The 12,455-nt window shown below is 29.1% G+C and carries 13 protein-coding genes; all 13 read right to left on the bottom strand.

Translation table 11 applies throughout. The annotated features are described in order from the left end of the window. Positions 1 to 42 precede the first annotated feature (42 nt). On the bottom strand, positions 43 to 1,725 hold the full coding sequence (locus I2A75_RS02415; RefSeq protein ID WP_195262878.1) for a GH3 auxin-responsive promoter family protein: 1,683 nt from the start codon (positions 1,723 to 1,725) through the stop codon (positions 43 to 45). A 293-nt stretch (positions 1,726 to 2,018) separates the two neighbouring features. Beyond that, positions 2,019 to 2,504, bottom strand: coding sequence for an AmiS/UreI family transporter (locus tag I2A75_RS02410; protein ID WP_195262877.1), 486 nt, complete (start codon positions 2,502 to 2,504; stop codon positions 2,019 to 2,021). Positions 2,505 to 2,525: 21 nt separating this feature from the next. Next, a complete protein-coding gene (locus tag I2A75_RS02405; protein WP_195262876.1) occupies positions 2,526 to 3,359 on the bottom strand; it encodes an urease accessory protein UreD in 834 nt (277 codons plus the stop codon). Position 3,360: 1 nt separating this feature from the next. Then, the gene (ureG, locus tag I2A75_RS02400; protein WP_195262875.1) at positions 3,361 to 3,975 is read right to left on the bottom strand and encodes an urease accessory protein UreG; all 615 of its coding nucleotides are present in this window, start codon (positions 3,973 to 3,975) and stop codon (positions 3,361 to 3,363) included. 51 nt (positions 3,976 to 4,026) lie between these two features. Beyond that, positions 4,027 to 4,752, bottom strand: coding sequence for an urease accessory protein UreF (locus I2A75_RS02395; protein ID WP_195262874.1), 726 nt, complete (start codon positions 4,750 to 4,752; stop codon positions 4,027 to 4,029). Then, positions 4,727 to 5,179 (bottom strand): urease accessory protein UreE, encoded by a 453-nt coding sequence (locus I2A75_RS02390; RefSeq protein ID WP_195262873.1) that lies wholly within the window; start codon positions 5,177 to 5,179, stop codon positions 4,727 to 4,729. The genes I2A75_RS02395 and I2A75_RS02390 overlap by 26 nt, the downstream gene beginning before the upstream one ends. Before the next feature lie 70 nt (positions 5,180 to 5,249). After that, positions 5,250 to 6,965: an urease subunit alpha gene (ureC, locus tag I2A75_RS02385; protein ID WP_195262872.1), complete on the bottom strand. Its 1,716-nt coding sequence runs from the start codon at positions 6,963 to 6,965 to the stop codon at positions 5,250 to 5,252. After that, positions 6,965 to 7,291 (bottom strand): urease subunit beta, encoded by a 327-nt coding sequence (ureB, locus tag I2A75_RS02380; protein ID WP_195262871.1) that lies wholly within the window; start codon positions 7,289 to 7,291, stop codon positions 6,965 to 6,967. Before ureB ends, ureC begins: the two co-directional genes overlap by 1 nt. 18 nt (positions 7,292 to 7,309) lie before the next feature. Beyond that, positions 7,310 to 7,612, bottom strand: coding sequence for an urease subunit gamma (locus I2A75_RS02375; RefSeq protein WP_195262870.1), 303 nt, complete (start codon positions 7,610 to 7,612; stop codon positions 7,310 to 7,312). 210 nt (positions 7,613 to 7,822) lie between these two features. Next, a complete protein-coding gene (locus I2A75_RS02370) occupies positions 7,823 to 8,557 on the bottom strand; it encodes an ABC transporter ATP-binding protein (RefSeq protein ID WP_195262869.1) in 735 nt (244 codons plus the stop codon). A 33-nt stretch (positions 8,558 to 8,590) separates the two neighbouring features. Further along, positions 8,591 to 9,319: an energy-coupling factor transporter transmembrane component T gene (locus tag I2A75_RS02365; RefSeq protein WP_195262868.1), complete on the bottom strand. Its 729-nt coding sequence runs from the start codon at positions 9,317 to 9,319 to the stop codon at positions 8,591 to 8,593. Between the two features lies 1 nt (position 9,320). Continuing rightward, positions 9,321 to 10,373 carry an energy-coupling factor ABC transporter permease gene (locus tag I2A75_RS02360; RefSeq protein WP_195262867.1) on the bottom strand — a complete coding sequence of 351 codons (1,053 nt, stop codon included), beginning with the start codon at positions 10,371 to 10,373 and terminating at the stop codon, positions 9,321 to 9,323. 387 nt (positions 10,374 to 10,760) lie between these two features. Further along, positions 10,761 to 12,347 (bottom strand): glycoside hydrolase family 43 protein, encoded by a 1,587-nt coding sequence (locus I2A75_RS02355; RefSeq protein WP_195262866.1) that lies wholly within the window; start codon positions 12,345 to 12,347, stop codon positions 10,761 to 10,763. Positions 12,348 to 12,455: the final 108 nt, after the last annotated feature.

Raw genomic sequence — 12,455 nt, 5'->3', positions numbered from 1 at the left:
ATATCTATGCAAAATATGAAATAACTTTATACTATCAGCATTCTAATAATGTAGTTTACTACCTTCAATAATATTCAAAACATTTTTGTTTGTGGTAGTTACTCTTGGTATCTTAATTTGATTTTTTGAAATCCCCTTCATAAATAAAAATTCCTTTACCTTATTAAATGTTCCATCTTCAAGTATTATTACCTTTGGTTTAGCTAGTCCACTTTTTCCTCTAAATCTCTTATAAGCTAAATTGCAATTTTTTAGCTCCTCATCTAAAGTTATCTCAATATTTCTAACTAACTCCTTTGTAACATTCCCCTTGATTTCAAAGTAAAATTGATACCTACCAGGAGTTCTTGAATTATCAGCAACTGTAGTATAATCTATTAAATTAAGTTTAAGCTTATTTTTTGTATTTCTTATTGCAGATGTTAAATGCTCTTCAGTTGTTTTTTCTGACACCATGTTTAATACTTGATTTCTTCTATATAAAAATTCTATTTCAGGTGAATTATTATAGAATCCAACTACCTTAACAACATCACCTAACCTATATCTATAAAGACCTGTATAAGTTGTAATAACAAGTTCATAGCTTTTTCCTATTTCTAATTCATCTGTACAAAATGTCATTGGGTTACTTTCATTTAGTTCTTCTGATGAAATAAATTCATAAAAAACAGTGTCTGGTATTATTACATATCTTATATATTCAACATATGGATTTATACCTATAATTCCTTCTGATGCTGCATAACAAGGTGAGTGTATTGGAATTGAGCCTGAATAATAATTAACCATCTCATCATAAATTGTAAAATTAGCTCCTGTAACTGCTGCTATATATTGTAGCTCTGGCCAAACTCTTTTGCAAATTCCCTTAAATCCCTTTTTAAATTCCTTTTCTAATTCATCTGCCCTGCTAGCATTTGGAGATAAATATTTATTTAATGCTTTTCTAGTTTCTTCATCAATATTTAATGTTTTGCTTACTCTCCCTTTACGAATATCTCTTACTAATCTATCAGAATTTTTTTCCATGACCCTTAATAAATCTAATATGTTCGAAATAAAAATTCCAGATATATATAATAGCTTTTTCTCCATTAATCCAAAAAGTACATGTAAATAAAGTGATACTTCCTTATCTTTAATTTTCATAACTTCATAAGGTGATGTATATAAATATGGCAAAAAACTTTTCATGCCATTTATACCACCTGAAGTTGCTGAACAAATGGGTATTCCCCCATCAGTATAAGTATTCATAACTACATCTGCAATCATTAATCCCCTACCATAATTCCAGTTTTCTTTAAAATTATTATAAGAAAATCTAGTTATCAATAATGCCATATATTTTGCAGCTTTCATTCTACTGGACTTTGTAACTGGAATTAATTTTTGTTTACCTGTAGTTCCTGAAGTATTCCCGAAATACTCAACATTCTGTGTTGTTAATATATTTTTTTCACCATTAGCCATACGTTCAATATAATTATCATAATATGAATAGTCAGTTAAAGGGACTTCTTTCTTAAAATCACTTACAGAAAGTATATTTTTAAATTCAAATTTGTCCCCTATTTCACTACTAGCATTTTTAGATAAAATATCAAACAACAAGTCATTATTAACTTTCTTAAAGTTTTTAGTTTCTTTAATAAATTTTCTTTCTACGACTCCTCCACAACCAATAATTGTCCTATAAAGCACCTTACTTATTATGGACATATTTATACACATCCTATTATAGTTTTGCATAAGTATTATATGAAATCCACTTAAAAATGTTAATAAAGTACTTATTTTATTCTTTAGCTAATAGTTAATAATCTTAATTGTACAGAAAAGCTTATAATTTCTTATATAAAAATAAATAATCTTTCACAATACATTTCTATATTGTGAAAGATTATTTAATACAATCAGTTAATATAATTATATAATATGCTCATTTTTATATAAATTAAATATATTTTTAATTTATCACGCATATATTCAGAAAATTCAATATTACATTAGAATTACCACCTCTCAACAAGCATCAAAAATCCAGGTATCCAAGCAGTTATAATTCCTTCAAATATAGCTAAATATGGGACAAACTTTCCAAGATTTTTCTTTAGAATTATTTCTATAAAGGCTGTAGCCCAAAGTATGCCCCATAATATCCATATAGTCCCCATTCTCCAATCTAAATCTTGTGTAAAACTTAGATATGCACATGATATAGTATTTATAGCTACAAATAAGCTATACCAACCATAAGGTCTTTTATCCAATTTAAATATACCGTTTATACCTATAAATAAATATGTAAACCCAAATAATAATCCTGTCCCTACTGCATAGTAATCTTCCTGTATTACATTTACAGTATCAATTACTACTGCTAAAGCACCTGTAAATATATTCATTACAGCAGCTGATTTTTCATCTATATTGTATAATCTGCTTATACCATTATTTATTAGAACTATTCCTACATATAATAATACTATTCCTAACATATGTTTTCACAACCTATCTTATTAATATTTACGTATAGATAATTCTCTAGAATTTAAAAATTTCTTCCTTATATAGTTATGACATAACTTTATTGCACTTTCTATATTTTGGGTCAAGTTACCCAATACTCTTAATACAAAACCTTTTACTTCAAGTTCTGATATACCAAAGCAAATTGGTAAATTTAAATTTTTGATGTCATTTCTTAATTCTTCAATAATTTCCACATTAATATTTTTATTTATTACAAGTAATGTTCCAAAATTTTGATATCCTTCAAAAAAGCCTAATTTGGTAACATCATCTTCTCTTGGATTTACTAATAAATTATCTAATAGAACCATTTTATTATTTACATATACATTTGTTTTTAACTGTGCATTACTATATTGAAATGGGTTTCCTTCTTTTGACCATCCAGACGTAATTCCATCACTATATATAAGTGTTGCACTTTCATCCATATAAATATTATTTACTTGCTTATAAATTGCATTCTTATATAGTATTACACTATCTGTTATATATTCTAATATGCTGTTTTTCTCTAAATTTATTAGAGTTTCTTGTTCAGTTTTCTTTCCATTTACACATTTATATACTTTTGTAGATGATTGTGTTGTTATAATTGATCTTGAATCTTCCTTTAGATTAATGCTATATTTATACTTTTCACCTTCAACATATCCACCTCCAAGACCAACTATAAAATAAGTTGAAATCTTCTCACTATCAAGATGAATAGTTGGGGATACTTTTATTAGACCATCAAATTTTTTTTCACTTATAACAGTATTTTCATTCTTTTTCTCTAATACTATTTCAAATTCTCCAGCATACTTACTGCTATTCATATTAGTTAATTCCTTCTAATAAACAATTCTTTTTAATCCAAGATAGAACTTCATTTACACCTTCATCCTTTTTTAAATTAGTAAATATAAATGTATTTTCTTTTCTAAATGTTAGCGTATCTTTTCTCATAACTTCTAAATCTGCTCCAACATAAGGAGCTAAATCTATCTTATTAATGATAAATAAATCACTCTTTATCATTCCCTGCCCTGCTTTTCTTGGAATCTTTTCACCTTGTGCTACATCGATAATATAAATAGAGAAATCAACTAAATCTGGACTAAATGTTGCTGCTAAATTATCTCCACCACTTTCCAAAAAAATAATCTCTAAGTCATTAAATCTACTCTTCATTTCTTCTATAGCCTCAAAATTCATAGATGCATCTTCTCTTATTGCTGTGTGTGGACACCCTCCTGTCTCTACTCCAATAACTCTATCTTCAGTTAACACAGAATTCTTTACTAAAAATTTAGCATCTTCCTTTGTATAAATATCATTGGTGATAACTGCACAATTATATTCATCTTTCATTAATCTAGTTAATCTTTCTATTAACAAAGTTTTTCCACTTCCAACAGGCCCCCCGACCCCTATTATTACTGTTTTTTTCATAAAGCTCACCCTTTCATATATAATCGATTTTAATTATTTAATTTGCATATTTTAAGACATAAATAATCTAAACTCCAGTACTTCATGATTTATTTGTGCTAATTCAATGCCTGGAGTACTTGCACCAAAAAAGCTATAATCTAAACTTTTAATCTTTTCATATAAAACTTTAAAATTCTCACTGCACTTTTTAAGAATTATCTGACCATCTTTTTGTCCTATGGGTATAGCCCTAACACCATTTTGAATAAGTGTTGAAATTGTACTATACATATGGAAACTTATAGCTTCCTCTTTTGAAAAATTCAAAGTATACATAAGTAATCCAAACACTATAGCTGGATGCCCAAAAGCTTGCTTTATATTAATTTTTTCTTCATATGCTTTTAAAATATCACTATCATATAACTCAAGAAGAAGTTTAATCATTCTGCTTGCTACAAGTTTTGAAGCATTCCTAGTTTCTTTAGCTATGCTTTGAACTGTAATCATTCTATCAAGTTCTAAAATCTTTTCTAATTCATTTTTATTTAAATATTCATATAACATCCTAATTGCTAATCCATCATTATAAATAAATACATTATTTAAAAACATATCAATGTATTCTTTCAAACTTTCTGTACTATTAATCTTATTATTTCTTAAATAACTTTCCATACCATATGAATGATTAAAAGAACCTATAGGGAAGCTAGAATCACATATTTGTATAACTCGCAGTATATTTATAATATTATTTTCATTATTTTTAGTGTTTGTGTGCAAATTCAACATGTCTAAACGCCTTTTTCAAAGTTATATTTTCTCTTGAGTAATTAATATTATCTCTTTTTAATTCTTCTTCTACTAACCTGTCATATTGGATTATCATTTTATCATCCTCAAATTGTGCTTGGAGATGCCTATTTCCTAAAGCATGTGCTATTATTCCCATTTCATTTATAGTTCTTGGCTTAATAAGCAAAACATCTTCACTATTAATTTTCACAACTATCAGCTTCTTATCTACATTATAAAGAATATCACCATTTGTTAGCTTTTCACTATTTTTTAATGTTATTCCATATTCTCTATTATGATCTGAAGTTACTCTTAGAATTCTTTTAAGCATGTCTTCACTATTTAAATATATTGTTTCAACATGATATCCATTTAAATTATCTATTTGATTAATATTTCCTATTACCTCATCAAAGATCATTTCTCTATCCCTCCTATAGAATGCCATAGCATACTGTAAAACTAGTAATGCAAAATGAATAATGTAAAATTTAAAATAAGAAGTATCTTTGTGCTAATGGTAGCTCTTTTGCTGGTTCACAAGTTATTAACTCTCCATCTACAGTAACATCATAAGTTTCTGGATCAACCCCAAGTTTTGGAGTAGCATTATTTAATTTCATGTCTTTCTTTGTTAAATTTCTTATTCCTCCTACTGGTAATACTAACTTTTGCAATCCTAATTCTTCTTTTATGCCATGTTCGTATGCGTATTTGGAAACAAAAGTTGCAGAAGTTGGATATTTTGCTTTTCCATATGAGCCAAAACAATCTCTATAATATTCTGGCTGACATGTTGGAATAGATGCATTAGCTTCTCCTATTATTGATTTATTTACCATACCGCCTTTGATTACTAGATGTGGTTTTACACCAAAGAATTGTGTATCCCAAACTACTAAATCTGCCATTTTCCCTACTTCTACAGAACCTACATATTTTGATATTCCTTGTGCTAAAGCTGGATTTATAGTATATTTTGCAACATATCTTCTAACTCTATTATTATCATTTTCTCCGGAGTCTCCTTCTAATATGCCTCTTTGCATTTTCATCTTACTTGCAGTTTGCCATGTTCTAGTAATAACTTCACCTATTCTTCCCATAGCCATTGAGTCAGAACTCATAATACTAAATACACCCATATCTTGTAATATATCTTCTGCTGCAATTGTTTGCCTTCTTATTCTAGAATCTGCAAATGCTATATCTTCTGGAACTTTAGGATCTAAGTGATGACATACCATCAACATATCTAAATGTTCTGCAATTGTATTTATAGTAAAAGGCTTAGTTGGATTAGTTGATGCTGGTATTACATTAAGTTTAGAAGCTACTTTTAATAAATCTGGTGCATGACCACCGCCTGCTCCTTCAGTATGATATGTATGAATGGTTCTTCCTGCAAATGCTTCAATTGTATGCTCTACAAATCCACCTTCGTTTAATGTATCAGAATGTATTGCAACTTGAATATCATATTCATCTGCTGTTTTTAGTGAATAATCTATTGCTGATCTTGTTGCTCCCCAGTCTTCATGAACCTTAAGCCCACAGGCACCTGCCTCAATCTGCTCTGCTGTAACTTTCATATTTGCTCCACTACCTTTTCCTAAGAAGCCAAGATTTATAGGAAATGCTTCTGAGGATTCTAACATACGATGAATAGACCATTTTCCTGGTGTTGAAGTAACAGCATTAGTTCCATCAACTGGGCCAGTCCCTCCCCCTATAAGTGTTGTTATCCCACCCTCTAATGCAGCGCTAACAATATCTGGATTTATATAATGCACATGGGTATCTATCCCCCCTGCAGTTATTATTCTTCCCTCTCCAGCTAATGCTTCTGTACTTGGTGCTACTATAAAATCTACATCATCCATAGTATAAGGATTTCCACCCTTACCAATAGCTAAAATCTTTCCATCACGGATACCAATATCAGCCTTATATATTCCTGTATAATCTATAACAGTAGCTCCTGTAATGATTAGATCTGCAACCATAGGATTTTCTCTGCTTTCAATTGCATTTTGGCCCATTCCATCTCTTAATACCTTACCACCTCCAAATTTGCATTCATCTCCATATCCTGTATAGTCTTTTTCAATTTCAATAATTAAATCTGTGTCCCCTAGCCTTATTTTATCTCCTTTTGTTGGTCCAAATAATTCTACATAACGATGTCTATCTATTTCAAAACTCATTACTCTTTACAACTCCTTCCATCTAAATATCCATCAACTAAGTTACGTAAACCATAAACTCTTCTAACTCCACCAATATCTATTAAATTTATTTCCTTTTTATCTCCTGGTTCAAATCTAACTGCAGTCCCTGATGGAATATCTAATCTCTTTCCATAAGCTTTTTCCCTATCAAATTTTAAAAAATCATTTACTTCATAAAAATGATAGTGAGAACCTATTTGCACAGGTCTATCTCCAGTATTCACCACCTCAAGCTTTATTGCCTCTTTTCCTTTGTTATATTCTATAGTTCCTTCTTTTATAATTAATTCTCCTGGTGTCAATTATATCCGTCTCCTTTCTTAACGTATTGGATCATGTACTGTAATTAATTTAGTCCCATCAGGAAATGTCGCTTCGACTTGAACTACCTGAATCATTTCAGATATGCCTTCCATTACATCACTCTTGCTTAAAATTTTTGTACCATAATCCATTAAATCTTTTACTTCCCTGCCTTCTCTAGCAGCTTCTAAGAGCTCATCAGTAATTAGCGCTACAGATTCAGGATGGTTTAATTTTAAACCTTTCTTTTTTCTTCTCCTTGCAACATCTGCTGCAACAACAATCATAAGTTTTTCTCTTTCTCTATCTGTTAAATACAATTCATTTTCCTCCTTTTTTATATTACTTTGGCAAGTATTATCTATTATTTGTAGTTTTCAAATAAAGATACCTAATTTTAGAAGAAATAAGTAAATATTATGAACCTTTAATTATATTTTTTTGTAAATTCCTAGTAAAAAAGTACTGTTAAATATATTTATCAAGTAAGATTTTGTATAAATATATTTAACAGTACTTTTTTATTATATTTATTTTTTTATTAGTGATAATGGAAGCTCTAAATTACTTTCCTCCATAATTTTCTCATTACTAAGTATTGAATATGAAGATCCTTCTTGTATAATCTCCCCATTGCTAAATACTAAAACTCTATCACATACATCTAGTATCATATCTAAATCATGGCTGGCAATAACTATTGTTTCTTTTAAATCTGTTATTAAATTTATAACTGTTCGTCTAGACTTTGGATCTAGTGATGCTGTTACTTCATCCATCAAAATTATCTCAGGATTCATAACTATAATTCCTGCTATTGCTACAACCTTTTTTTCTCCACCTGATAATTTATATATCTGCTTATTTCTTAACCTTTCAATTTTAATTTCTTCTAATATCTTATCTATTTTTAAGTTTATATTCTCTTCATCTAATTTTCCGCTTCTAAGGCCAAATGCAATATCATTATATACAGTATTCATGAAAAGCTGATTATCTGACTCCTGAAATACAAAACCTACTTTTTTTCTTATTTCCTTTAAATTTTTTTTATTAAGCAAAATATCATTTACAATAATTCTTCCATTTTCTGCTGTTAAGATACCTATAAGTAATTTTAGCATAGTAGATTTTCCAGCGCCATTTGCACCTATAATTCCAAGTTTTTCTCCTTCTCTTACGTAAAAAGATACGTCCTTTATAGCTCTATATCCATCTGGATATTTGTAATTAATATTATCTACTTCTATTACTTTTTTGTTCATAAATCCTCCAAAATTAATATTCTGATCTTATTATTATAGAAAGATTAAAATTACTGCAAATGTAATTAAATATAAAAAATCCATATATCCTACTCTTTTATTAATATTAATGTATAAATCGTCCTCAAATCCTCTAAGCTTCATTGCTTCATATACTTTTTCTGATTTATCTATAGTTTTTAAAAGCATTTGCCCTATTATCTGCCCAAAATCTTTTATAGTCATAGATTTTTCTCCTAGAGTCCTTAATTCATAAGCAGATTTCACTCTATAACACTCCTCCATCATCAAAATTATATATCTATACAACATTAATATCTGCATTATTAGAATGTTAGGTATTTTTAGTTTTTTAAGTCCAGATGCTAAATTGTTAATTCCAGTAGTTACTATTAAAAGGAGTGCACCTACTAAAGTGAAAGTACATTTAAATAGAAGTAATACTGAAAAATAAATCTCTGAATAAGAAAAATCTATAATTATATTAATTATTGAAAGTCCAAATATAATAGGTAAAACAAACAATATTTTTTTGAAAATAAATTTTACTGGTACTTTCCCAAATATAAATAATATTAGAGGATATAACACTATACATATAATATCTGATATTATAAATTGATTTATAGAAAGTACTTTTATTACATAAATGATAGTGACTATAATTTTTATAGATGAATCTATTTTATGAATCATTGTACACTTATCCCCTAATTCATCTACCTTTCTAATGTTAGATATAGCTTTACTAATATCATCCATCTTATTTCTCCTCAAATTTATCTTCTATCTCATTTACCTCACCATTAATAGCATATGATTTTTTTTCTCTTGTTGAAATATAGGCTATTAATACTATAATTCCTGTTGTAATAGCAACTCCGACAACTCCAGATATTACTTTTCCTATAATTTCTTCAGTTGCAGATAGATTATCAGAGTTAAATCCATAGTCTAATAAAAACGCTGTTTTATTTTGTACATCTAATGCCTTTTCATAAATATAACCACTAACACTTAATTCTTCACTACCTGAAGTTTTTAAAATAGACCATTCAAGCCCATCTGGATGTGATGATGCTAAAAGTGAAATTCCTCCTCCAACAACTAATGCAACTGCTAGAATAATTGAAATTAATTCTTTCTTGGTCATTTTATAAATCTTTGTTGTAGCTGCTTTTTCCAAGATATCTGGCCTATTTTGATATAAAAAATTAAGAACTATTCCTGTCACTATTCCTTCTACTATACCAATAGCTAAATGTATAGGCTGCATAAAAAAAAGAAATACTTGAAATGGCAATTTAGTTACACCTGAGGCTAATGTTTCTAATACAACTGAAAATGCACCAAATTGTAATCCAAAAACCGCTCCTAAAATTGATGCTAGCATAATTCTTTTCTTAGTATAATTTTTACAAATTGTATTTTTATAAATAAGCTTATATCCTATAAAACAACCGAAAAAACCAATGTTTATAATATTGCATCCTAAAGCCAAAAGACCTCCATCACCAAAAAACAAAGATTGAACTATTAGTATGGATGTAAGTGATAAAAATCCAGCTTCTGGTCCTAAAATTGCTGCAAGCAGAACTCCACCTGAAATATGTCCACTCGAGCCTGTGCCAGGTATTGAAAAATTAACCATTTGAGCTGCAAATACAAAAGCTCCTACTACCCCCATTAGTGGTATTTTATTTTGAATATCTTCATCTTTCCTTATTTTATTAACTGAATAAGCTGTAACTCCAGCTGCTGCAACTAACATTGCAGAGCCAACGCTCGGAGTTACTAATACATCTGCCATATGCATTTTTATTCCCCCTGAATATTCTCATTAAAATATACTTATTCATTTTTACTATTTTATATGCAAATTATCAATTTATAAATGGGCTTCCAACAGTATATTTTTTGCAGCTTATTGCAATGAATTAAAAAATCTTGTAGTTACTGTATTTCTTAATAAAGTAACTACATTTATCTACTCAATAATAATTATTTATATAATACCTCTATCATTAGTCCAGTCTTACATATTATGAAAAAAACTTTGTGGACTCTAATTTTTTTTATATTATTTGAATTATACTTTATGTAAAATTTTTAAGATAAAAAAAGAAGAAATTCCAACAACTATTGAAACTCCTTCTTCCAGTTCTTATTCTATTGATTATTCAATTTAAGTCCTAAATTTTACTTAATAAATAAATCCCCAATGATCAATATTAAACAACTGACTATTTTCGTTTCCAACAAACTTAAAGAAAACATTATGAACACCACTAGCATTTGTTATACCGCACCACATATCCTTCCATTGTTGGGTACCACCTGTAGAACTTACATTAAGAGTACCAATAATCGGTCCACTTAAACTATCTAAATGTATTTCTATTTTTCCACCTACCGTTGATGCAATGTTTGCTGTAAATGATTTAGCTCCACTTCCCAAATCAACATTTGATAAAGCAATCCAATCTCCATTATTTATGTTAGTAACATTTAAATTAATACTACTTACCATACTTCCAGGTGATTGGCATTTTTCAGTTGAAACACCATTGCTCCATGCAATAGTTTCTGCCTCTATCCTTCTATATGGATAAAGATTAGCAACTTGAGCTACACCTTTCATATCTGCTTGAACAGTATTTATAAGTCCACTTGCATTATGTTCAAGCTTATTTATATGAGGGGAACGATATCCCTTTACTATTCCCATTGCCTTTCCAAGAGTTTGAGCATGGTATGTTACATACCATTGATTCTTAAAATTAAAAACAGAATGATGATTGTTGCCACCTACTCCAAAATATGATGATGGATTCTTAAGAAAAGTACCTTTATAAGTAAATGGGCCCATAGGATTATCACTTATCATATAGCCTATTTCCCCCATAGGAGGTGTTCCAGATGGGTGTGTTCCTGAAAAATTAGAACAATATGAATAATAGTATTTACCATTATATTTGTGTATGCCTGAATCTTCAAACATAAATGGAGCATCAATTACAGATGCACTTCCAACAGTATTAATCATATCACTACTTAATTGTATTACTCTACCTGTCTTTGGATTTGCAATTTGACTCTGTGTAGGATTACTACCACCTGGTATTCCTCCACCAAAATATAAATATCCAACTCCATTATCATCTATTAAAACTGCTGGATCAAAAAGCCATACAACACCGCTAACGCCTGGAGTACTATTCGTAATTATAGGTTTTCCAATCGGGTCAGTCCAAGGTCCAATTGGTGAATCTGATGTAAGTACACCAATACCGCCTCCATTATTAGCAAAATACATAAAAAATTTTTCTTTTCCATTTATAACCTTGTGTGTAACAGCTGGTGCCCAAGAATTATTTGCCCATTTAGCTGCTCCAGTTGATCCAGCTACATTAATTTCACCATGGTCTGTCCAATTCACCATATCATCAGATGATATACAAGTTATTGTTTTAATATAACTATAACTATTATTAATAATATTTCCTGAACTATCATATTCAAAAGCATCACTACTCATGTATACATATACTCTATCGTTATAAACCATAGCATATGGATCTGCTCCAAATTTTTGTGTAATAAGAGGATTAGAAGATCCTGGAATCTTTGCAAGTGCATTTGTACTAGTTATTGTTGAGATAGTGGTAGCTGTAGTATCTATATTAGTGTTAGTTGTTTTACCTGTATTAGCTTTTACTATATTAGTATTTATTCCAACACTAAATGCTAATGCTAAAATCAATAAAGGGCCTCTGTGTTTTTTTAACATTTTTATTTCCCCCTGCATAATGTTTTTTCATTTCATAATTTTTCACTTTAATATTGTTGATATATACACTACTATTAATATATAACTTATGACATCCACATTTGAAAT

The organism is Clostridium sp. 1001275B_160808_H3 (assembly GCF_015550425.1).
Lineage (GTDB): Bacteria > Bacillota > Clostridia > Clostridiales > Clostridiaceae > Clostridium.
Note: the sequence above shows the minus strand (reverse complement) of the source record. Positions and strands in the feature narration are given on the sequence as shown.